Consider the following 23327-nt stretch of genomic DNA (forward strand, 5'->3'; position numbering starts at 1 on the left):
GATTGCTGGGGTTTGTGTGACCGATCGTGCGGGAGGGGCGCGCTTTCGGTCACACGAACCGGGGAGCGAGCGACGGTCGGGTCAGTGGGTTTCGGCGAAGGCTTTCAGGGCCTTGTAGTCGAGCTTGCCGTTGGCGGCTCGGCCGATGGTGTCGATCACCACGATGTGCTTCGGCGCCTTGTAGGCGGCGAGACGATCCTTCACGTGTTGACGCAGCGCAGCTTCGTCGAATTCGGCTCCGTGCTCGAGTTCGACGAGCGCGTTGATCGCCTCGCCCCACTTGTCGTCGGGGAGCCCGACCACGGCGGCGTCGGCAACGCTCGGGTGCAGCTTGAGGGCTTCTTCGACCTCTTCGGGGTACACCTTCTCGCCGCCGGTGTTGATGCACTGGCTGCCGCGGCCCTTGAGGCTCACGGTGCCGTCGAGCTCGACGGTGGCGAAGTCGCCGGGAATCGAGTAGCGGTGCCCGTCGATCGTGACGAAGGTCTTCGCAGACTTCTCCTCGTCCTTGTAGTACCCGATCGGCGTGCGGCCACGGATCGCCACCTGGCCGAGTTCGCCCGAGCCCGGCTCGACGTCGCGCCCGTCTTCGGTGACCACGCGAGTGTTGGGGCCGAGCTCGAACTTCGCGGTGCCGCCACCCGACTCGGACGTGGTCGTGTTCGTGGCCATGCCGATGGCCTCGGAGGAGCCGAGGGCGTCGACCATGATCAGCCGCGGGTTGTGACGGAGCAGGCCGTCCTTCGACTCCTTCGACCAGATCACTCCGGACGACACGATGACCCGCAGCGACGAGATGTCCCAGCGGTCGGGTTCGGCGTCGAGCGCTTTGAGGATCGGCTTGGCGAAGGCGTCACCGACGATCGACGTGGAGTTGATCCCGAAGGTCTCGATCGTGTCGAGGAACTCCTCGGCGGAGAACGAGCGGCCCTGCATCGACGTGATCGAGCCGCCGATCATGAGGTTGCTGATCGCGTTGAACAGCCCGGTGCCGTGCATGAGCGGGGCCGACGGCATGTTGCGCGGGCCGGCACGCTGCACTCGTTGACTGACCAGATCGAGGTCTTGCTCGGGCGGCATCCGCTTGCGGTTGTTCGCGTCGAGCACGCCGAAGAGATCGTCTTGGCGCCACATGACGCCCTTGGGCATGCCGGTCGTGCCGCCCGTGTAGAGCAACAGCAGGTGATCGCCGGATCGGCCCCACGGTCCCGAGACGTTGTCATCGGTGCCGGCGGCTGCGGCCGATTCGTACGGCGTCGCCCACTCCGGGCAGGTGCCCGAACCGTCGTCGACCCACAGCCACGTGGTGATCCGCGGGACGCGTGCCCGCACGGCCTCGATCTGGTCGACGAACGCTCCGTGGAAGACCACCGTGGTGACGTCGCCGTTGTCCCACAGGTAGACGAGTTCGTCGGAGGCGTAGCGGTAGTTGGTGTTGACGACCGCCATGCCGGCCTTGAAGGCGGCGAAGACCGACTCGACGTACTCGGGGCAGTTGTAGAGGTACTGCGCCACCTTGTCCTGCTCGGCGGCGTTCGGTGCGGCGAGCAGTGCGGCGGCGATGCCGTTGGCCCGCCGGTTGAACGACGCCCAGTCGATCTGCCGGTCGCCCTGCTGTTGGCACAGCGCGTCGGGGATCTGGGCGGCGATCGTCTCCCAGAGATCAGCGAAGTTCCAGCCGGAGTCAGATGGTTGCGTCATCGCCTTGCAACGTAGCAACCCGAACCACTCCGAAACGCAGCCCCGGACAGCGCTCGACCGGGGCCGATGCGGCTCGTCACCCGTGGTCGAACTTTCTTGAGAGAAGTTTGATCCATTGTGACATGGGGTACGAACAACTGTGCGGGTCGGCTCTCGCCCTCCGCTTCACGAGTGGGTGGTGCACGCCGATCGGCAACATCAATCCACATGAAGGGGATCTCACCATGACAGGAACATCACCGAAGGCGAGGAGGTGGAAGCAGACCGTTGCAGTCGGAGCAGGATTTGCCGCGCTCGCTTCCGTCGTCGCCGTACAGGCGGGCCCGACCGGGCTGTCGGCCTCGAGTCACCGCGAGGCCCCGCTCATCGCTGGAGACCCACGCGCCGACAACACCGACGTCTACGCGTTCGTCAGCCCAGACGACCCCGACACCGTCACCGTGATCGCCAACTGGCTTCCATTCGAGGAGCCCAACGGCGGACCGAACTTCTACCCATGGGCCACCGGTACTCCGACGGAGGGGGCTCGTTACAACATCAAGATCGACAACGATGGCGACGCGTTCCCCGACCTCACCTACGAATGGACCTTCGAGACGATCATCAAAGACGCTGGTCAGTTCTTGTACAACACCGGTCCGTTCGATTCCGTGACCGACCCGGAACTCAACGTGTACCAGACGTACGACCTGACGGTCATCACCGACCCGTTCGACACCCCGGGCGACCCGTCCGACGACCTCGAACAGCTCCTGCTCGACGATGCCATCGCGGCACCGTCGATCGCTGGCGCAACGTCGACACCCGACTATCAACCGCTCGTCGACGAAGCCGTTGCGTCCGGACAGATTCCGGGCGGCGGTCAGTCGTTCGTCGGCCAGGCCGATGATCCGTTCTTCCTCGACCTACGCGTCTTCGACCTCCTCTACGGCGCAGACGCCACCGAGGTCGGCGAGGACACGCTGGCCGGCTACAACGTGAACTCCATCGCGTTGCAGCTCCCGAAGGATGCGCTCGCGCTCAACGGATCGGCGACCGACAACCCGGTCATCGGTATCTGGAGCACGACCGACCGGTCCAAGCTCGTCGAAGACGAGGGAACGGCCCTGCCGGGCGACGAGACCGTGGTCTCCGAGTTCCAGCAGGTGTCACGTCTGGGTAACCCACTCGTCAACGAAGTGGTGCTCCCACTCGCGTTGAAGGACGCATTCAACTCGATTCCGCCGACTGCCGACGCGACCATCCCCGAGGCGGTCGACGCGGTGCAGAATCCGATCCTTCCTCCGATCGTGGAGGCCGTGTACGGCGTCCCCGCTCCGGAAGGCGAACGAAGCGACCTGGTGGAGATCTTCCTCCAGGGCATCAGCATCGAGAACGACGGCCTGTCGGGCGATCCCGACGAGAACCCGGCGTTGAAGGCTGATCTCAACAGCCTCGCCCTCAACGCCGATGTCTCGACGATCACTCCGTCGGAAATGCTGCGACTCAACATGGCCGTGCCCGTCACGCCCGAGGCGAACGCCAGCACAGCCGGAGTGATCGGGGGCGACTTCCAGGGCTTCCCGAACGGTCGCCGTCTCGAAGACGACATCCTCGACGCGGCCTTCCAGGTCACCGAGGGCATCGTCTTCAAGGATGGCGCCGACCTCAGTGCCCTCGCTGTCGTCGACTCCGTCGACCGCAACGACCGGGAGTTCAGCGATGTCTTCCCGTACCTGGCACTCCCGCATGTCGACAGCGTCGTCAACGGAACCGAGCGCACACCTCGTGCGCCCGAGTTCGTGTCGGTCGAGGCAGAGCGTGTGCTCGAGACTCGTACGACGACGCCCGGTGGGCAGATCGGCTACAACGGCACCAAGCCGGTGGCCGATCAGAAGATCGACGTCGACGTCTCAGGCGTTGTTCCTGACGATGCCGCTGCGGTGTTCGTCACAGTGAGCGCCATCCAGCCCGACGTGCAGGGATACGTCACGGTCTACGCCGACTGCGACAACGAGCACCCGACCGCAGCGAGCTTGAACCCGTTGGTCGACACCAACGTGAGCAACCTCGTCGCTGCAGAACTCGACGACGATGGCAGCATCTGCCTGTACACGTCGGGTTCGACGCACTTGGCGGTCGACGTGAACGGCTACCAGCCGAGCACCTCGTCGTACCTTCCCAACGCTCCGGAGCGTGTCCTCGAGACACGTGCGAATGCCGAGGGCGGACAGGTCGGCTACGCCGGCCCGACTCCTGCAGCCGACGACGTCATCACCGTGAAAGTGACCGAAACACCGGGTGCCGGCCTCGCTGCCGACACCGCCGCGGTGGTTCTGAACGTGACGTCGATCAGGGCAGCGGGCAATGGCTTCGTCACGGCGTATCCATGCGACGAGGAGCAGCCGGTGACGGCGAACCTCAACCTGGAGGCGAGCACGGTGCGGGGAAATCTGCTCGTGTCGAAGGTCAGCGCCGCAGGCACCGTGTGTCTGTACACCAGCTCGGGCACCGAGCTGACCGCTGATCTCCAAGGCTCCTACCCGGCTGGTACGTCATACGTGCCGATCGTTCCCGAGCGCCTGCTCGAGACTCGGCAGGGAGTGCCCGGCGGCCGTATCGGCCACACCGGTGACAAGCCGATCGACGGCGAGATCATCGAACTGAAGGTGATCGGTGTCGGCACGAACCCGGCGCCGGAGGGTTCCGGAACCGTGATGCTGAACATCGCAGCCATCCAGGCTGAGTCGAACGGCTACATCACGGTGTTCGAGTGCGGCACCACCATGCCGCTCGCAGCGAACGGTGTGTATGCACCCGGTGCGAACACCTCGACCCTCGTGGCTGCCCCGGTGAACGAAGACGGCCGTACGTGCGTCTTCACCTCCGGCTCGGCTCACATCACCGCCGACATCTCGGGCTATTTCCCGGGAACACAGCTGGTCGGCTGATCACCGCTGACCGCCCCGTGTCGACGGTGACGATCACCGTTTGACGCGAGGCTCGACGGGTGCCGGGAGCGCTGCACGCAGCGCTCCCGGTTCCCGCCCGCCTCACCCGACACTCGCTCCAGGAAGCATCGCATGACCTCGACGATGACCAATGACTCCACCGGCCACGAGCCGGACCACGAATCGCATGCCGAACGTCCAGGATCCGACGGCTCATCGAACCCCGTCACGGCACGCCCCCGTCGACGCCGGCCGACACGTCTCGTCGTGATCGGCGCCGCGCTCGCTATCACGCTGATCGTCGCAGCGTCGATCGGTGTGGCCCGCGATCGGTCAGGCGACGACGTCGAGACCACCGCCGACGAAGGCGTCGTCGACGTCGACATCGTCGCGAGCCAACAGAACCCCAATCCCGAGTCGCTCGACGAACTCATCGCCGGCCTCCAGACCCGCCTCGCCGGCATCCCGAACGATCACACCGCGTGGGCGGCGCTCGGACTCGCCTACGTGCAGCAGGCGAAGGCCACGGCCAACCCGGCCTTCTATCCGCGAGCCGACGGCGCACTCGCCGAGTCGATCGCGCTCGATGCCGACAGCAACTTCCTCGCCTACGCGGGCCGCTCGGCGCTCGCATCGGCCCGTCACGACTTTGCTGCGGCGAAGGAGCACGCAGAGGCCGGACTCGCGATCAACGCGTTCAGTGCTCCACTCCACGGCGCGCTGGGTGACGCCGAACTCCAACTCGGCAACTACGACGGAGCGATCGAAGCGGTCGGGCGGATGAGTGAGCTCCGGCCCGACACCGCGTCGTTCGCTCGTGAGTCGTACCTGTGGGAACTGCGGGGGAACGTCGATCTCGCAACGCGGTTCATGGAGAGCGCTCGCGAGGCGGCGCCCACGCCCGCCGACGAAGCGTTCGCCGTGTTCCATCTCGGAGAGTTGGCCTTCGACCAAGGCGATCCCACCACCGCGCTCGACCTGTACAACGTCGCGCAGTCACTGGTTCCCGGCGACCCGGCATCGTTGGCAGGCAAGGCCAAGGCAGAGGCAGCCCTCGGCCAGGTCGAGACCGCGCTCGACCACTACGCACGCGTCGTCACGATCGCCCCGGAGCCCGCATACGTCACCGCCTACGCCGAACTACTCGACTCGCTCGGTCGTGACGATGCCGCCGCAGAGCAGTACGCCGTCGTCGCCGCGACCGAGGCGTTGTTCGCAGAGAACGGCGTCGCCCCGGATGCGGGCCCGCTGTTGTTCCTCGCCGAGCACGGCGACCCGGCCGCAGCGCTCGCTGGCGCCGAAGCAGCCATCGCCGAGCGCCCGTTCCTCGCGATGTACGACGCGTACGCCTGGGCGCTCCACAAGAACGGCCGTCACGACGAGGCCTTGGTCGCCATCGACGAGGCACTCGCGCTCGGAACTCGCAACGCGTCGTATCTCTATCACTCGGGAATGATCAAACACGCGCTCGGCGACATGCCGGGAGCGGTCGCCGATCTCACCGCAGCGCTCGAGACCAACCCGCACTTCGACCCGCTTGCCGCTCCGATCGCCTCGGAGACGCTGGCTGAACTCGTCGAGCAAGGAGTCGGCTCGTGAGCGCTCGTACCACCAGCCGCACGGGCCGTGCTCGTGCACTCGTCGGGCTGTCGATCGGCCTGGTCGTCGTCGGCCTCGGTCCGGCCTCGGCGTCGGCGCACCCGCTCGGCAACTTCAGCGTCAACCGCCTGCACACCTTGACGATCACGGCCGACAGCGTCGTCGATGATCTCGTCGTCGACGCCGCCGAGATCCCCACGACACAGTCGAGGGGGAGCATCGACTCGAACAACGACGGGTCGATCGACGCGTCTGAGCGTGAGCAGCACGCTGCGCAGTCATGCGACGCGATCGTCGATGAGCTCTCGCTCACCGTCGGCGGTGCACCGACGCAGTTCGCTGTCACGGCCTCGTCGTTCGGCTTCGAGCCAGGTCAGGCCGGGCTCGAGACGAGTCGCCTGCAGTGCCGGCTCGAAGCGCCGGCATCGCTCGGCACGGCTCCGACCGAGTTGCGGTTCGACGATGCCGAGCGCAGCGGACGCGTCGGATGGAACGAGATCAACGCCATCGGTGACGGTGTCGGAATCGTCGACGCACCCGTTCCGGCCACCAGTGTGACGAACGGGTTGACCGACTACCCCGTCGACCTGTTGTCGTCGCCGCTCGACGTTCGTTCGGTGACGCTGCAGATCGATCCCGACGCGGAACTCGATGCGTCGTCCTCGCCGGTTGCGCCGAGTGATGACGGTGAGAACCGCGCCGACGGTGCGGCCGCCGCTCGCGACGATCTCGTCGAAGCTCGGCCGGGCTTCATCGAGGGCACGGTCGGGCGCGTGCAAGAGGCGTTCGACGACTTGGTCGGCCGCCGCGACCTCACGCTGCAAGTCGGGCTGCTCGCAATGGCGCTCGCGCTCGTGCTCGGCGCGTCACACGCGATGTTGCCGGGGCACGGCAAGACCGTGATGGCGGCGTACATCGCCGGTCGGCAGGGCTCGACCCGCGACGCTGTCGTGGTCGGGGCGACTGTGACGGCGACGCACACCGGTGGCGTGCTGATTCTCGGGCTCGCCTTGACGGTGTCGAGCTCATTGGCGGGGGAGTCGATCCTTGGTTGGCTCGGCGTCGCGAGCGGTCTGTTGATTGCAGCGCTCGGCCTCGGTCTGCTGGTCAGTGCGATCCGCCACCGCGACGATGGCTTCTTCGGCCACGGACACTCGCACGGCCCACACGGGCATTCACACGGCCCGCACGGGCATTCGCACGGCCCGCACGGGCATTCGCACGGCGATCACGGACACTCCCATGCTCGTCAGTCGGAACGCGTCGCGGCGACGGCGGCGTACACCGCTCCCGGCCGTGTCGCGGTCCTCGAACCCGAGCTCGACCCGCTGAATCACGACCATCACTCGCATCACGACCACGACCACGACCACGACCACGATCACGATCACGATCACGATCACGACCCGGCGCGGTCGAGAGTCTCGCGGCGCGGGCTGGTCGGCATGGGCATCGCCGGTGGATTGGTGCCGAGTCCGTCGGCGCTCATCATCCTGCTGTCGGCGATCGCCCTTGGCCGGACGTGGTTCGGTGTGCTCCTCGTGATCGGATATGGCTTCGGCATGGCCGGCACCCTGACGCTCGCCGGCGTACTGCTCGTCAGGGTTCGTGACCGGCTGCAAGGCCGACTCGGGTCGTCAGGGCGGCTCGCCGCGATCGGCCGACGTTGGTCGACCGCGATGCCCTACGCCACGGCTGCGCTGGTGTTCATCGTCGGAGTCGGGCTAGCGATACGGGGTCTCGCCGACGTGTGAGTCGGCTGCAGGATCGCTGATCGTCAGGCGGGCGGGCCCTGGCGCAACCGGTCGTAGGCGGCGGTGACCGGTGAGTGTTCCGACATCGCACCCCACATCGACTCGATCCACCACGAGGCGCCAGCGGTTCGATAGGCGGCAGGGGAGTGCTGGGTCCACTGCCCTTCGACGATGATGTCGGCGTTCGGATTGGGTCCGGCTTCGATGTCGAGGCGGAGCTGCTCGACTTCGTCGAGGTGCGCCTGCCGGGCGCCCATCTCGGTGCCGTCGAGCACCTGGGGGATGACCCCATCCCACTGCAGCGCTCGCTGCATCGACCGCGGTCGGCCGAGTGCTCCGACGCACCAGATCGGCACCCGCGGCTGCTGGACCACGTCGCCGATGGTCGGAAACTCGGTCGGTTCGACCGTGTAGTGCTTGCCGTCGTAGCCGAACGGTTGGCCGGCCCACAGGCCGCACATGATGTCGAGGCATTCGTCCATGAGTTCGGCGCGGGTCTTGCGGTCGCACTCCTCGCCGAACGTCTGGAAGCCGGAGTCGACCGCCCCGAGTCCGACCGACAGGGTGACCCGGCCGTCGGAGATCCGGTCGACGGTGGCGACCTGACTGGCGAGTTCCCACGGTCGGCGGCGCGACGGCGGCGTGAGCATCGTGCCGAGTCTGATCTTCGACGTGCGGACGGCCGCGAGACCGAGCGAGATCCAGGCGTCGACCCCCCACACCGGTTCCCAGACGAACAGCCCGTCCCAGCCCGACTCCTCTGCTGCCTCGGCGAGATCACCGATGTCGGTGGCGTCGCCCCACGGGACAACGAAACCGAACTTCATGTTCCGACCGTAGCGCACCTCCGGGCGGGCTGCCTCCGGACCGATCGGGCGGCGGTGGCGGCAATCGTTCGTCGAGCGACCGAAAGTCGCTCGTCGGCGGTCCGGCGTGCGAGCGATGCTTGGGCGCGTGAAGAGCGACATCGACCCATCGAGCCAGCAACCCGAGCACGACGACAAGGACTGGACGTGGGTGCTCGAGCGCCGGTGCCCCGAATGCGATTTCGACGCGGCGGGATACGAACCGAGCGCGGTCGGGGCCGACATCCGACGAAACGCTGCAGCGTGGGCCGATGTGCTCGACGGCGACGTCGAGCAACTCCGTTCTCGCCGCCGCCCGGACCGGTGGAGCGACCTCGAGTACGCGGCGCACGTGCGCGACGTGTACGGGTTGTACCACGAACGCCTGCGCATGATGCTCGACAGCGACGATCCCCTGTACCCGAACTGGGACCAGAACGAGACCGCCATCGCCGAGGCCTACAACGAACAGTCGCCGACCGATGTACGACGCGACCTCCTGTCGGCGGCCGACGTCCTGGCCGACGCATTCGATCGGCTCGGCGCCGACCAGTGGACGCGGGTGGGTCGCCGCAGCGACGGTGCTTCGTTCACCGTCGACTCGTTCGCTCGCTACCTGATCCACGATCCGGTGCACCACCTGTGGGACGTCCGCTCCGCGACCTGATCAGCGCGAGGGCGCTGTCCTGGGACGATGTCGGCGCTGTGAGTCGACGGTGAGTGGCGTGTGAGGAGCGCACGAACCACGACGTCTACGCTCCTCAGATGCCTGTCGACGTTCTCGCCGCCGCTGCCGACATCGCCGAGTTGATCGAGGCTCACGCCGACGACGCCGAAGCACAGCGGCGACTGCCGATGCCGACGGTGGATGCACTGACCAGCGCCGGTCTGATGCGCATGTGCGTGCCCGAGGCGTACGGCGGCCCCGAGGTCGATCCGCCGACCATGCTCGAAGCGATCAGCACGCTCGCGCACGCCGACGGTGCCGCCGGATGGTGCTCGATGATCGCATCGACCACGTCATACATGTCGGCGTTCCTCCCCGAAGAGGGCGCGCTCGAGATCTACAGCGATCCCTCGACCGTGACCGGTGGCGTGTTCGCCCCGAACGGCCAGGGCACGGCGACGGTCCGACCCGGCGAGCCCGGCTTCGACGTGTCGGGGCGATGGGCGTGGGGGAGTGGCACACAGCACTGCGACTGGGTGATGGGTGGCACGATGTGCGACGACGGCACGTTCCGTCTCTGCTGGTTTCCCCGTGACGACGTCAGCTATCACGACACCTGGTACACGAGCGGGATGCGCGGATCGGGCTCGCTCGACTACTCGGTCGCCGAGGCGTTCGCACCGGAGCGACGGACCACCCAGCCGGGCGTCACCAAACCGATCGTCGACTGCGCGCTCGCACGCTTCCCCAACTTCTCGTTCCTCGCGTCGTGCGTGGCCGCTGTCGGACTCGGCATCGCTCGCCGGGCGCTCGACGAACTGAACGACACGGCCGAGGGCAAGCGTCCGCAGTACTCGAAGCGCACGTTGGCGCAGAGCGCCTTCACCCAGATCGAGTACGCACGCGCCGAGGCGTCGTGGCGGTCGGCGCGAGCGTTCCTGTTCGACGAGATCGAATCGGCGTGGGCGGTGGTGGCGTCGGACGGGCGGGCGACCCTCGAACACCGCACCGGCATCCGCCTGGCAGCGGTCCACGCCGCCACCACGTGTGCGGCGGTCACCGACGCCGCGTTCACGCTGGCCGGGGGCACAGCGGTGTACGACACGAGCGTGCTCGGCCGCTGCCAGCGTGACGCCCACGTCGTGACGCAACACATCCAGACCGCACCGAAGCTCAACGAGACGATCGGCAAGCTCCTGCTCGGCCTCGACGCCGACACCGCAATGTTCTAGAGCGTCATGTTCTCGAGCGTCATGTTCTCGAGCGTCATGTTCGAGAGCGTCATGTTCTGAACGATGGCGAGCCGGTCCGCCTCTGCAACGATGGGGCGATGAGCGACCGCTTGATCGTCGACCTCCTCGACCCGAACTTCTACCAACGCAATCCGCACGACGCCTGGTCGTGGATGCGCGACAACGAACCGGTCTACCGCGACGAACGCAACGGGCTGTGGGGTGTGACGAAGCACGCCGATCTGATGGACGTCGAGCGTCGGTCGTCGGTGTTCGTGTCGGGCCAGGGATACCGCGCGGTCTGGTCGCCGTCGGAGATCAACATGATCGCCCAGGACGATCCGCGCCACCGTCAACAGCGCATGCTCGTCCAGGGCAACTTCACGAAGAAGTCGGTGGAGCAACGCCAAGCCGACCTCGAAACGCTGACCACCGAGATCATCGACGCCGCGCTCGCCGACGGCGCCACCGAGATGGAAGTCGTCGACGCCGTGGCCGGACAGCTCCCGGCTCGGGTCACGGCGCAGCTGCTCGGCTACCCCGACGATCGCTGGCGTGACCTCAAGTCGTGGTCGGAGCGGTTGATGCGCACCGACATGCGTGAACGCGACGGCCTCGTCTTCCGCGAGTTCGAGGCCGCCAACCACGAGTTCGTCGGCGCGCTCTCCGAGATCGCGAAGGCAAAGATGGCCGAGCCGGGCGACGACCTGATCTCGACGTGGCTGCACTCGACGATCGACGGCGAACCGCTGCCGCCGGCGGCCATCGCCCACGAGGTCGGTCTGTTCATCTCCGGCGGCGCCGAGACCACGCGCACCGCGATCAGCCACGGACTGCGCACCTTCGTCGACCATCCAGACCAATGGGATGCGATGGGCGCCGATCCCGATCTGGTGCCCGGTGCCGTCGAGGAAGTGCTGCGCTGGGTCACGCCATTGAACAACATGTTCCGACGCGCCGCCGCCGACGACGTCATCGGTGACCAGCCCGTCGAGCGCGGCGACCGGATCGTGCTGCTCTACCCTGCCGCCAACCGCGACGCCGACGTGTTCGACGATCCCGACACCTTCGACATCCGTCGGAGCCCGAACAAGCACGTCGCGTTCGGCTTCGGAACGCACCTGTGCATCGGTACCCACGTCGCCCGCGGGTCGCTGTCGGCGGTGTTCGGACAGCTGAGCCGGCGCATCACCGACCTGTCGGTCGTGACCGAACCAGAGGTCGAGGCCAACATCTTCGCGAGGGCGGTTGCCTCGTTCCGCCTCGGCTTCGCTCAGCGCTGACCCGACCGAGCATTCTGTACGGAATGAGCCAGCGCCCCTTCCGTTTCGCCGTCCAGTCCTACAGCGCAGAGTCGCCTCAGGGGTGGCGGGATCAAGCCCGCAAGATCGAGGAGCTCGGCTACTCGGCACTGCACCTCGCCGACCACTACCTCGGAGCCGGACCCGCGCTCGACGCCACGTCGCACCCCCATCAGCAGTTCGCCGCGCTGCCGATGATGGTGGCCGCCGCCGAGGCCACCTCGACGCTCAAGATCGGTGCCCGCGTCTTCTGCATCGACTACCGGCCGCTCGCGGTCCTGGTCAAGGAAGCCGCCACGCTCGACTGGTTGAGCGGCGGCCGCGTCGAGTTCGGTCTGGGTGCCGGCTGGCTCGCGGGTGAGTACGACGCACTCGGCATCCCGATGGACCGGGCCGGCGTGCGTGTGTCACGGCTGGAGGAGTACGTCAAGGCGGCCAAGGTGCTGCTGTCGGGTGAGCCGGTCGACATCGACGGCGAGCACGTCTCGTTGCACGGCTTCACCGCCTCGCCGAAGCCCGAGTCGGCCATCCCGATCATGATCGGCGGCGGTGCACCGCGTGTGCTCGGCATCGCCGGGCGAGAGGCCGACATCGTCAGCCTCAACTTCGACAACTCGTCGGGCAAGATCGGGCCGCAGGGTGTCCAGTCGTCGACCGCCGAGAAGATCGACGAGAAGGTGCGGTGGGTGCGCGAGGGCGCCGAGTCGGTCGGCCGCGAACTGCCCGAGATCGAGATCGCCGGCTACTTCACCGTCGTCACGCCCGACGAAGCATCGGGCGCGGCGACCGCAGAGCAGTTCGGCAAGATGTTCGGCCTCGAACCGTCGGCGATCATCGAGCACCCCAACTGCCTGATCGGCACACTCGATCAGATCGCCGAGCGGCTGATCGAGCGGCGCGAGCGGTACGGCATCAGCTACATCACGGTCGGCGACTCGGCCATGGAAGCGTTCGCCCCGGTGGTCGAGCGCCTCGCCGGAACCTGACAGCGACTCAGAAGATGAGGCTCTGATCGATGCCGCAGGTGCCGGCAGCGGTGATCATCGCGTCGATCACGATCTGACGATCGGCGCCCGACGAGGCGTTGTTCTGGCCGGCCCCGATCGCGTCGACGCCGATGAGCCCGATGATCTCGGTGCCGAAGCAGGTGCTGGCCTCTTGGCCGAGCCGGCTCGAACCGCTCGACGACGAGAGCAGCTCGCCGACCCACCGAGCGAAGCCCGGGGTCGCGGCGGCGTCGAACTCGGCCGGCGTGGCCGGGGCCGGGTCGACGGCGAGCGCGTCGAGTTCTTCCTTCAGGCGAAGGTTCTCGCTCGCCGCCGACGTGGCAGCGGCTTCGAGTTCGCTGAGCTGAGCTTCGAGTCGGGCGATCTCGGCGTCGGTCGCGGACGGGGCCTCGTCGATCCGGCCCTCGGCGGCTCGGAGCGCGTCGAGCGTCTCCTGCAGTTCGTCTTCGGTGGTCGCGAGTGTGTCGGAGGTGCCGGCGAGATCGGTCTGCACCGCGTCGAGCGACTCGACCGCCGCATCGCGTTCGGCGACGGCGAGATCTCGCTCTGTCGCCGCCTCGTCGACGTCGCCCTTGGTGCCGAGCCAGAGGATCGTCATGATCACGCCGACGGCCAGGCCGGCGAGTGCGAGCAGGGTGAGCAGCCCAGTGGTGCGACGGCGGGCCGCCGCTTCGGCGGACGGGTCGGGCGGCGGGAACGCCGGCGGCGCGCTGTGCGCCACGGGTGTCTCGCCGTTCGGGGCGTCGGGTCCGGGCGCGTCAGCGGTCGGGAACTCGACGGGGGCGTCGACGTGGGAATCGGTTGCGAGCAGGTCCGACATGCGTCCGAGCGTAGGTTCGCGGCGGTCGGCGGACGGGGATCCCTCGAGGCTGGTCATGGTCTCCATGTCGGTGTATCGGCGATTTCTCGCCACCGCGAGAGGTCTGATTTCGCCGGAGTGACTATGGTCACTCCGATGTCGACGACGAGTGCTCCATCCATCACCAATGTCGCCGGGATCGTGCGGGTCCACGGCGTCGAACGCCCCGACCACATCGCACTGATCGAAGGCGACCGCCAGCTGTCGTGGAGTGCGCTGCTCGAACGCTCTGCCCAGATGGCGCAAGCGCTGGCCGACGCGGGAGTCGGCGCCGAGGATCGTGTGGCGTTTCTCGACAAGAACGGCATCGAGCACTTCGAGGTGTTCTTCGGTGCGGCCATGCTCAACGCGGTGTGTGTCGACGTCAACTGGCGTCTCGCCGCACCGGAGGTGCGATTCATCGTCGACGACGCCGACGCCAAGGTGCTCGTGGTCGGTCCCGACTTCGTGCCGATGCTCGACGAGATCGCCGCCGAACTCCCGAAGGTCGCCAAGTTCGTGGTGATCGGTGGCGAACATGCCGTCGCCGAGTCGTACGACGCGTGGGTCGACCGCTACCCAGCCGACGATCCCGGCGTCGTCGCCGACGACGGAGACATCGCGTTCCAGCTCTATTCATCGGGCACGACCGGTCGGCCGAAGGGCGTGATGCTGAGCAACCACAACTTCTTCAGCCTGCTCCCGATGGTGAAGGAGATCTGGGAGCTCGACGGCGACTCGATCAACCTGGCAGCCATGCCGCTCTTCCACATCGGTGGTGGTGGCTGGGCGACGGCCGGCATGTACCAGGGTTGCACCACGGTGATCTTCCGCGAACTCGATCCGGTCGCGCTGATCGAGATGATCGAGCGGCACCGGATCACACACGCGTTCCTCGTGCCCGCGGTCCTGCAGTTCATGCTCATGGTGCCGGGCGTCGAGGACGCCGACTACTCGAGCCTCCAGGTGTTCGTCTACGGAGCGTCCCCGATCAGCGAGGACGTGCTCGCCAAGTGCGTCGAGATGTTCAAGCCGTGCAAGTTCTGGCAGGCGTACGGGCTCACCGAGACCACCGGGGCCGTCGTCAACCTGCCGCCCGACGATCACGATCCGAGTGGACCGAACCGTCACCGACTCCGCTCGTGCGGAGTTGCCGGACCCGGGGTCGAACTGCGCATCGTCGGCGACGACGGTGAGGCGCTCGCGCCGAACGAGGTGGGGGAGATCTGGATCCGCTCGCAGCAGAACATGGTGGGCTACTGGCGGATGCCCGACGAGACGGCGAAGGCGCTGACCGACGACGGCTGGTTCAAATCGGGTGACGCCGGTTACCTCGACGCCGACGGCTACCTCTACATCCACGACCGCGTGAAGGACATGATCGTGTCGGGCGGCGAGAATGTGTACCCGGCCGAGGTCGAGAACGTGTTGATGAAGCACGACGCGGTCGCCGACGTCGCGGTCATCGGCGTACCGCACGAGAAGTGGGGCGAGACGGCCAAGGCGATGGTGGTGGTCGCCGACGGCGCCTCGGCCGACGACGAGACCGCTGCCGACATCATCGCGTTCGCGAAGACGCAGTTGGCCACGTTCAAGTGTCCGACGAGCGTCGACTGGCTCGATGCGCTCCCACGCAATCCGACCGGCAAGATCCTCAAGAAGGACCTCCGCGAGCCGTTCTGGGAAGGAAAGTCCCGCCGAGTCGGCTGAGGTTCAGCCCGCAACCTGGTTATTTCCATCCGGGATGCGAATAACCAGGTTGGTGCGGGCGCAGTGAGTTTGCGGTGAGGACCGGCACGTCATAACGTGACGAGCGGCGCGGTCGATCGGATGCACTGCTCCGATAGCGTCGTCGCGTGACTCAATCGGACACCCTCTGCAAGCGAGACGATCTTCGCAACCTCGCGATCGTCGCGCACGTCGACCATGGCAAGACGACGCTGGTCGACTCGATGCTCCATCAGTCGGGCGCTTTTCGTGCCAACGAAGAAGTGGCCGAGCGGGTCATGGACTCCGGTGACCTCGAACGCGAGAAGGGCATCACCATCCTCGCCAAGAACACGTCGCTCGTGTGGCGTGACAAGCGCACCGACACCGACGTCACGCTCAACATCGTCGACACGCCGGGTCACGCCGACTTCGGCGGCGAGGTCGAGCGTGCGCTCACCATGGTCGACGGCATCGTGCTGTTGGTCGACGCGGCCGAAGGTCCGCTGCCGCAGACCCGTTTCGTGCTGCGCAAGGCCCTCGCTCGCCACCTCCCGGTGATCCTCGCGGTCAACAAGATCGACCGCCCCGACGCACGCGTCGAAGAGGTCGTCGACGAGGTCTACGAACTGTTCTTCGATCTCGGCGCCGAAGATCACCACATCGAGTTCCCGATCGTCTACTGCTCGGGCCGTGACGGCTGGTCGACACAAGACCTCGACGAAGCCAAGGCGATCGTCGCCGGCACGGTCACCGGCAAAGACCTCACCACGCTCGGCGAAGTGCTGCTCGATTCCATCCCGGCTCCGACGTACCACGAGGGTGCGCCGTTGCAGGCGTGGGTCACCAACCTCGACGCATCGCCGTACCTCGGCCGCCTCGCGCTGCTGCGCATCATGGAAGGCGTCATCACCAAGGGCTCGTCGGTCGCCTGGTGCAAGCGTGACGGCACCGTCAGCCGCGCCAAGGTCGCCGAGCTGTTCCTCACCGAGCACCTCACCCGTGTGCCGGTCGACTCCGCGCGCCAGGGCGACCTCGTCGCCGTGGCCGGTATCGAAGACATCTTCATCGGGGAGACGCTGGCCGACCCCGAGAACCCGGTGGCTCTGCCGATCATCGAGGTCGACGAGCCCGCGCTGTCGATGACGATCGGCATCAACACGTCGCCGCTCGCGGGGCGTGAAGGCAAGAAGCTCACGGCTCGTCTCGTCAAGGCTCGGCTCGATCAGGAACTCGTCGGCAACGTGTCGATGCGCGTGCTGCCGACCGAGCGTCCCGACGCCTGGGAAGTCCAGGGCCGTGGCGAACTCCAGCTGGCGATCCTCGTCGAACAGATGCGTCGGGAGGGCTTCGAGCTCACGATCGGCAAGCCCGTCGTGCTGACGAAGAAGATCGACGGCAAGGTCCACGAGCCGGTCGAGCGGGTGACCATCGACGTTCCCGACGAGTACATGGGCGCGGTCACGCAACTCCTCGCCACCCGCAAGGGCCGCATGCAGAACATGACCGGCACCGGCTGGAAGCGTCTCGATTATCTCGTCCCGGCTCGCGGGCTCATCGGTTTCCGCACCGAGTTCATGACCGAGACCCGCGGCACCGGCGTGCTGTCGCACACCTCCGAGGGCTACGAGCCGTGGGCCGGCGAGATCCGGGCACGCGCCCAGGGTGTGCTCGTCGCCGACCGCACCGGGCCGGTCACCAACTACTCGATGATCAACCTGCAGGAGCGCTCGACCCTCATGGTGACGGCCGGTCAAGAGGTCTACAGCGGCATGATCGTCGGCGAGAACTCGCGCTCGGGCGACATGGACGTCAACATCTGCAAGGAGAAGAAGCAGACCAACGTTCGTGCGTCGTCGTCCGACCAGACGGTCAACGTCACGCCGCCGAAGCTGCTCTCCCTCGAAGGTGCGCTCGAGTTCATCAGCATCGACGAGTGCGTCGAGGTGACCCCGTCGAACGTTCGCATCCGCAAGGTCGAACTCGACGCGACAATCCGCAACCGCGCTGCCAAGAAGGCCGCGCACGCCGACGACTGAGAAGCGCTGCGCTCAGAAGTGGCGGAGCAGGTTGCGGGCAGCCGCCTCGACCTCGCTCGGCCTCGTGATGATCTCGTAGCTGAAGCGGCGATCATCGCCATCGTCGGTGTCGAGTTCGGTCGCCAACAGTCCGATCGACCCGTCTGGCGAGAGGGCGATCACCTGCCACGAGCGGGCCATCGGGTCGTGCGCGTCGATGTCGGCGAGCCGCACGCCTCGGAGTTGGACGTCGTCGAGCTCGGAGAGGCGGTGCCCGATCATGCCGACGAACCCGCAGCGACGTGCAATGCCTTCGTACTGGCGTCGCGTCCGTTCGGTGACGTGGTCGCGGTGTTGCACGCTCGCGAGCAGGACGCAGTCCGACGATTGTGCTGAGGCTTCGACTTGGCGGCTCAACCGGACGAGTTCGTCCTTGGTCGCCGTCCGGTCGCCGTCGACTCGCTGCGGCTGAGGGAGCGTCGCTCCCCACTGCTCGACGGCGTCGATGTCGAGTCGATCGGGCGATGTGGGTCTGGCGAAGAGATGTCCCTGGAGCAGGTCGGCACCGAGCACGTCGGCGGCACGTGTGTGCTCGATGGTCTCGACGCCTTCCGCGATGATCGTGACGTCGCGTCGGCGGTCGGCCGACCGGAACGCCGAGACCGACGCGACGACGTGGGCAGCGTGAGCCGGATTGTCGTTGCCGACGAGACCCATGTCGATCTTGACGACGTCGGGATCGATCCAGCGCAGTGCTGCAAGGTTCTCCGAGCGGCCCCCGACGTCGTCGAGCGCGATCTTCCAGCCGAGCGAGCGACAGGCGTCGACTGCGGCGAGCAGCCGACCGGGTGACTGCAACACGGAGCGTTCGGCGATCTCGACCGTGATCGAAGCGCGTTGATCGCTGGCGTGCCAGGCCTGACGCAGCTGGGCCATCCACGACTCGCTTGCCGGGAGCATCGGTTCGACGTTGAGGTACAGGTCGACGCCCGGGTCGAGTTCGAGGTCGAACGCGAGTCGTTTCGATGCGAGTTCGAGGTCGCCGAGTCGGGAGAAGGTCGTCGCCGCAGCGAAGAGGCGGTCGGGCGACTCGAGCAGGTGGCCGTCAGGCCCGCGGGTGAGGGCCTCGACGGCGCGGACGCGCTTGGTGCGAGCATCGACGACCGGCTGCACCACGATGGTGAGACCGGCGATGGCCTCCTCGACGTCGTCGAGCGTGGGAACGGGGTCGTCGCTGCGACGCGCCGGAGCGAGTGACACGGGCCTCGGGTCGACGATGACATCGTTGTGTGCTTGGCCGCGCCCGTGCGACTTAGCGGTGTACATGAGTCGGTCGGCCCGTTCGAGGAGACCGGTGGCGTCGTCACCGACCCGGCGCCGTGCGACGCCGATCGACGCGGAGAGTTGCACCGTCGAGTCCTGAACCGCCATGAGCTCCTCGGCATGTCCGATGAGCTGGCCGGCGAGGGTCTCGCCGTCGCTGTCGTGAACGATTGCGAGGAACTCGTCGCCACCGATGCGCCCGAGCTTGCCGCGAGCGCCCATGCACCGCTCGAACCGTTTCGCGATCGTCTTCAACGCCTGATCGCCGGCACCGTGGCCGTACAGGTCGTTGACCGTCTTGAAGCCATCGAGGTCGATGAGCAGTACGGCCACGGGTGACCCGGACTCGAGCGATTCGTCGAGGTGACGCATGATCGTCGCCCGATTCATCAGCCGAGTCAGCGGGTCGTAGATCGCCGAGAGCGCCAGCTCGTCACTGCGACGCAGGCGGGCGAGCGCGGAGCCGAACACGGCGATGAGCGACCGGAGCGCGTCGACGTCGGCGTCGTCGAAGTGGTCGAGTCGACGCGAGTGCACGCCGATCATCGCGACCTGGTCGTCGGGGAGGTCGACCGTGATCGACACCGAACTCCGGATGCCTTCGCGCACGAGGAAGCCGCTGGGCGTGAAGCGAGTTTCGGTGGGGAGATCACCCGAGACGCAGATGCCACCCTGGCGGTGGGCGTACGCAGCCTGGGAGTCGGGGGCGATCGGGATCACGAGCCCTGGTGTGAGCACCTCGAAACCGATGCCGGCGCGCACGACGGCCCGTTCGTGCTGGGTGAACTCGATCGCCACCACGATGTCGACGTCGAGCAGGTCGTGAGCGATCTCGACGCACTGGATCCAGCCGGCACGCTCGGTGGCGCAGTCGATCAGCGGCGTCAGCACGTCGAGCGTCGTCTTCGACATCCGCTCTCTGATGGGGGTGTTCACGATGTTCGCCTCGACGTCACCCCCTCCTATCGACAGAAAAGAGTCACGCCTTGAGTCACTACGGGCCGTCGACGACGGCGCCGTCGGTCTGGTGGAGGTCGACGCCGATGTTGTCGTGATGCGTCAGGTCGGGTGAGTCCCACACGACGAGCCCGACGCGGCAGTCCTCCCAGTGGTTGCCGCCGACGTGGCACCGTGCGGCACCGGCCTGGACGAGGCAGCCGGAGTCGCCGCCGAGTGCCGCGTTGCCGTCGATCACCGCGCCGACGCCGCCGTCGACGTCGACGGCACGCATGGTCGATCGGAGGTGGTTGGCGTGGACGTGTGCGTCTTCGGTCCGGTCGAGGTGCACGCCCCACCAGCGTGCCGTCATCGTGTTGCCGCGGATCACGGTGCCGGTCGATTCGGTGGCGCGGACGGCGCAGAGATGACCGCCGAATCGAGTCGATTCGATCGTCTGGCCTCCGCCACCGACGAGTTCGACGCCGACGTCCCACCCGTTGCCGGTGAAGGCGCATCGCGAGACCGAGAGGCGGTCGGCGTTGTGAGCGACCACACCGCGGCCGGTGACCGCCCGCAGCATCACGTCGTCACCGGTGACCACGACGTGGCCGCCGACGCTGCACCCGAGGATGGTGGCGAACGTGCCGGTGACCTCGACGAGCACGGGTGCGACCGGTTCGGATCGGGCGCCGGAGGCGTCGCTGACCACGGCGAGGTGCTCGATGCGGGCCGACCGTTCGACGGTGAGCGCCGGTGCCGGCGCGACGATGCCGTGTCGCGTCGCTCGGATGATCGTGCGATTGCTGCCGAGGCCGCGCATCACCACGCCGCTCGGCACGACCGCCGGGCCGAGGTATTCGCCTTCACCGAGTTGCACGATGTCGCCGGGTCGGGCACCGGCGAGGAGCGGGGCCAACTCGATCGGCGCCGCCTCGGCAGGAGTGAACAGTTCGATCGGACGGTCGGCCGGTTCGATCGAGAGTCGATACACGGCGACGCCGATCGCGTCGTCGTCGAACCGTTCGGACGGATGCAACGGCGGTTCGGTGATGCGGAGCCCGTCGTGGCGCTGCTCGAACCGCACGTCGACGTCGCCGCCACCATCGAGGCCGCCCAAACGGTGTGCAGCGGTGATGCGATGCGCCCCCGCGTCGATCGTGGCGAACCGCCCGGCACCGGCGAGGTCGACGGCGTACACGGTGCCCGGCGTCGGGCCCGCCACGAGCCGTGTGGTGGCGTCGCCCCACGTCGCCCACGGTGCCGACGTCGCGAGCACGTGGTCGTATCGGCGAATCCACGTGCCGGCGTCTCGCATCGGAGCGGTCTGCAGCCCGGGAACCGTGCCATCTGCGGTGGGGCCGACGGCCAGCACCAGGTTGCCGCCCTTGGCCACGACCTCGGTGTAGAGCGAGACGATGTCGAGACCGCTCAGGTGGTGTTGGCGGCGTTCGTTGCGGTTGTGGCCGAGACCGAGGCCGATGGTGCGTGTGAGTTCCCACGGGCCGGGTGTGATGTCGTCGGGACAGTCGTTGTCGAACGTGCGAACCAGTTCGGGTCCGCCGTCGGGAACGTCGGCCTTCGACGCTCTCCAGCGGTCGTCGACGATGACCGACGGGTTGATCGCCCGAACCGCTCGCAGCAGGTCGGCGGTTCGCCAGTGCCCGGCGTCGTGGCCCCAGTGTCCGTCGCCGCGCAGTCGGCTGCTGCCGTACCGGTCGACGAGGTCGAGCACATCGCGATGGAGGACGTCGGTCACGTAGTCGTCGCTCGGATACCGCTGGTCACCCCAGTCGAGGAGCGAGTACGACGTGCCGAACGTGAGGTCGTTTCGTTCGCAGGCGGCGGCGAACTCGGCGAGCACGTTGCGTGCCGGCCCGTGCTCGGTCATCCGACGCGAGGAGTTCGGTGCATCCCACCACGACCAACCGTCGTGGTGTTTGGCGACGATCATCGAGTACCCGGCACCGGTGTCGCGGGCGAGGCGTGCCCAGTGCTCGGCGTCGAAGCGCTCGAAGGTGAGCAGCGGAACGAAGTCGTCGTAGTGCTCGATGTGACCCCAACGGTCGCGGTGATGGGCGAGCACCTCCACCATCGGCTGCGGGTGCAACACGACGTCGTCGAGTTCGTCGCCGAGGTGGGCGCGGTACCACGCCGGGTCCTGGCCGATCGGTGCCCACGCGGGAACGGCCGCCGCCGTGGTGTGGACGAGCATCCCGAGCCGTTTCGTGTTCCACCAGTCGGGCATGCCCATCGGAGAGACAGTCTCGCGCACCTCGACGAGTCGCGCTGCTTCCCAGATCCCGACGACGAAGTCCTGCCTCGATTGATGTCGGAGTGCCCCGGTGTGATTAACGTCAGACCCCTATGAAGCTCTCGATGATGATCAACTACTCCGGCGACTTCCATGCCGACGTCGCGAAGGTCGTGGAACTGGAGAAGGCCGGCCTCGACGTCGTGTGGGTGCCGGAGGCCTACAGCTTCGACGCCGTGTCGCAGATGGGGTACCTCGCGGCGAAGACCGACACGATCGAGATCGGCTCGGCGATCATGAACGTGTTCTCTCGCACGGCGACGTGCATGGCGCAGACCGCTGCCGGTCTCGACTTCGTGTCGAACGGACGGTTCATCCTCGGCCTCGGCGCATCCGGCCCGCAGGTCATCGAAGGCTTCCACGGCGTGCCGTACGAGAAGCCGATGCCGCGCATCCGTGACTACATCAACGTGTGCCGGATGACGCTCAAGCGTGAGAAGGTCGTGTACGACGGCCCGACCGTGCAGGTGCCGCTGCCCGAAGGCCAGGGCACGGGCATGGGCAAGCCGCTCAAGATCATCAACCACCCGGTCCGCGACAACGTCCCGATCTTCTGGGCCAGCCTGATGGGGCTGTCGGTCAAGGCGACGGCGCAGCACGCCGACGGCTGGCTGCCGATCTTCTTCGACCCCGAGAAGTACCACGACGTGTGGGGCGACGAGATCAAGGCCGGCAACGCCGAGCGTGATCCCGAACTCGGCAAGCTGCAGATCTCGGCTGGCGGCATGGTGGCCATCGGCGACGACCTCGTCGGCGACAAGGCCAACGCGATCCTCGACTTCGCTCGTCCGAGCACGGCGCTGTACGTCGGTGGCATGGGCGCCCGCGACAAGAACTTCTACAACACGATCATGCAGAAGTACGGCTACGTCGACGAAGCGATCGCCATCCAAGACAACTACCTCGCTGGTGAGAAGGAGAAGGCGGCGTCGCTGGTTCCGGCTGAGATGCTGTCGAACACCAACCTGGTCGGTCCGGCCGGTTTCGTGAAGGAACGTCTGGCGGCCTACAAGGAAGCCGGTGTCACGCACCTCAGCGTCAACGCCGTCGGTGCCGACCCGGTGAGCACCATCGAGCAACTCAAGTCGATGCTCTGAGTCGAGCCAGCTCGAACACCAACCTGATTCAGCCTGGTTATTTCCATCCCGGATGGAA

The 23327-nt window shown here is 67.1% G+C and carries 15 protein-coding genes; 10 read left to right on the forward strand and 5 right to left on the reverse strand.

Features of this window, described 5'->3' with window-relative positions; genetic code table 11:
- Nucleotides 1–81: 81 nt before the first annotated feature.
- The gene (locus YM304_RS07825) at nucleotides 82–1701 is read right to left on the reverse strand and encodes an AMP-binding protein (protein ID WP_015441121.1); all 1620 of its coding nucleotides are present in this window, start codon (nucleotides 1699–1701) and stop codon (nucleotides 82–84) included.
- On the opposite strand from YM304_RS07825, the gene YM304_RS23430 reads away from it, so the two are divergent.
- From YM304_RS23430 to YM304_RS07840, 3 genes are all read left to right on the forward strand, one after another.
- Nucleotides 1689–4631 (forward strand): DUF4331 domain-containing protein, encoded by a 2943-nt coding sequence (locus YM304_RS23430; RefSeq protein ID WP_197536942.1) that lies wholly within the window; start codon nucleotides 1689–1691, stop codon nucleotides 4629–4631. The genes YM304_RS07825 and YM304_RS23430 overlap by 13 nt on opposite strands.
- A gap of 132 nt (nucleotides 4632–4763) precedes the next feature.
- Nucleotides 4764–6230 (forward strand): tetratricopeptide repeat protein, encoded by a 1467-nt coding sequence (locus tag YM304_RS07835; protein WP_083908267.1) that lies wholly within the window; start codon nucleotides 4764–4766, stop codon nucleotides 6228–6230.
- Nucleotides 6227–7984, forward strand: coding sequence for a putative nickel transporter (locus tag YM304_RS07840; protein ID WP_015441124.1), 1758 nt, complete (start codon nucleotides 6227–6229; stop codon nucleotides 7982–7984). The genes YM304_RS07835 and YM304_RS07840 overlap by 4 nt, the downstream gene beginning before the upstream one ends.
- A 23-nt stretch (nucleotides 7985–8007) precedes the next feature.
- Here the strand turns inward: YM304_RS07840 and YM304_RS07845 are convergent, their stop codons facing one another.
- Nucleotides 8008–8811: an LLM class flavin-dependent oxidoreductase gene (locus YM304_RS07845; RefSeq protein ID WP_015441125.1), complete on the reverse strand. Its 804-nt coding sequence runs from the start codon at nucleotides 8809–8811 to the stop codon at nucleotides 8008–8010.
- A gap of 127 nt (nucleotides 8812–8938) precedes the next feature.
- On the opposite strand from YM304_RS07845, the gene YM304_RS07850 reads away from it, so the two are divergent.
- The 4 genes from YM304_RS07850 (at nucleotide 8939) to YM304_RS07865 (ending at nucleotide 13015) form a co-directional block, all read left to right on the forward strand.
- Nucleotides 8939–9496, forward strand: a complete 558-nt coding sequence (locus tag YM304_RS07850) for a DinB family protein (RefSeq protein ID WP_015441126.1) — start codon at nucleotides 8939–8941, stop codon at nucleotides 9494–9496.
- Nucleotides 9497–9594: 98 nt separating this feature from the next.
- Nucleotides 9595–10728, forward strand: coding sequence for an acyl-CoA dehydrogenase family protein (locus YM304_RS07855; RefSeq protein WP_015441127.1), 1134 nt, complete (start codon nucleotides 9595–9597; stop codon nucleotides 10726–10728).
- Between the two features lie 98 nt (nucleotides 10729–10826).
- Nucleotides 10827–12011, forward strand: coding sequence for a cytochrome P450 (locus YM304_RS07860; RefSeq protein WP_015441128.1), 1185 nt, complete (start codon nucleotides 10827–10829; stop codon nucleotides 12009–12011).
- Between the two features lie 23 nt (nucleotides 12012–12034).
- Entirely contained in the window at nucleotides 12035–13015 is a 981-nt protein-coding gene (locus tag YM304_RS07865) for a TIGR03621 family F420-dependent LLM class oxidoreductase (RefSeq protein ID WP_015441129.1), read from the forward strand.
- Nucleotides 13016–13022: 7 nt separating this feature from the next.
- Here the strand turns inward: YM304_RS07865 and YM304_RS07870 are convergent, their stop codons facing one another.
- A complete protein-coding gene (locus YM304_RS07870; protein WP_154723362.1) occupies nucleotides 13023–13856 on the reverse strand; it encodes a hypothetical protein in 834 nt (277 codons plus the stop codon).
- Nucleotides 13857–13991: 135 nt separating this feature from the next.
- On the opposite strand from YM304_RS07870, the gene YM304_RS07875 reads away from it, so the two are divergent.
- Together YM304_RS07875 and typA are read left to right on the forward strand one after the other, a co-directional pair.
- Nucleotides 13992–15584 carry a long-chain-fatty-acid--CoA ligase gene (locus tag YM304_RS07875; protein WP_015441131.1) on the forward strand — a complete coding sequence of 531 codons (1593 nt, stop codon included), beginning with the start codon at nucleotides 13992–13994 and terminating at the stop codon, nucleotides 15582–15584.
- 146 nt (nucleotides 15585–15730) lie between these two features.
- The gene (gene typA, locus YM304_RS07880; RefSeq protein WP_015441132.1) at nucleotides 15731–17620 is read left to right on the forward strand and encodes a translational GTPase TypA; all 1890 of its coding nucleotides are present in this window, start codon (nucleotides 15731–15733) and stop codon (nucleotides 17618–17620) included.
- Between the two features lie 12 nt (nucleotides 17621–17632).
- On the opposite strand, the gene YM304_RS07885 is transcribed toward typA, so the two are convergent.
- Both YM304_RS07885 and YM304_RS07890 read right to left on the reverse strand, forming a co-directional pair.
- A complete protein-coding gene (locus tag YM304_RS07885) occupies nucleotides 17633–19858 on the reverse strand; it encodes a diguanylate cyclase domain-containing protein (RefSeq protein WP_015441133.1) in 2226 nt (741 codons plus the stop codon).
- Between the two features lie 58 nt (nucleotides 19859–19916).
- On the reverse strand, nucleotides 19917–22112 hold the full coding sequence (locus tag YM304_RS07890; RefSeq protein WP_041298116.1) for an alpha-L-fucosidase: 2196 nt from the start codon (nucleotides 22110–22112) through the stop codon (nucleotides 19917–19919).
- A 113-nt stretch (nucleotides 22113–22225) separates the two neighbouring features.
- Here YM304_RS07890 and YM304_RS07895 point away from each other — a divergent pair, with 113 nt between their 5' ends.
- Nucleotides 22226–23269 carry an LLM class F420-dependent oxidoreductase gene (locus YM304_RS07895; protein WP_015441135.1) on the forward strand — a complete coding sequence of 348 codons (1044 nt, stop codon included), beginning with the start codon at nucleotides 22226–22228 and terminating at the stop codon, nucleotides 23267–23269.
- Nucleotides 23270–23327 lie beyond the last annotated feature (58 nt).

Origin of the sequence: Ilumatobacter coccineus YM16-304, assembly GCF_000348785.1 — a bacterium.
Lineage (GTDB): Bacteria > Actinomycetota > Acidimicrobiia > Acidimicrobiales > Ilumatobacteraceae > Ilumatobacter_A > Ilumatobacter_A coccineus.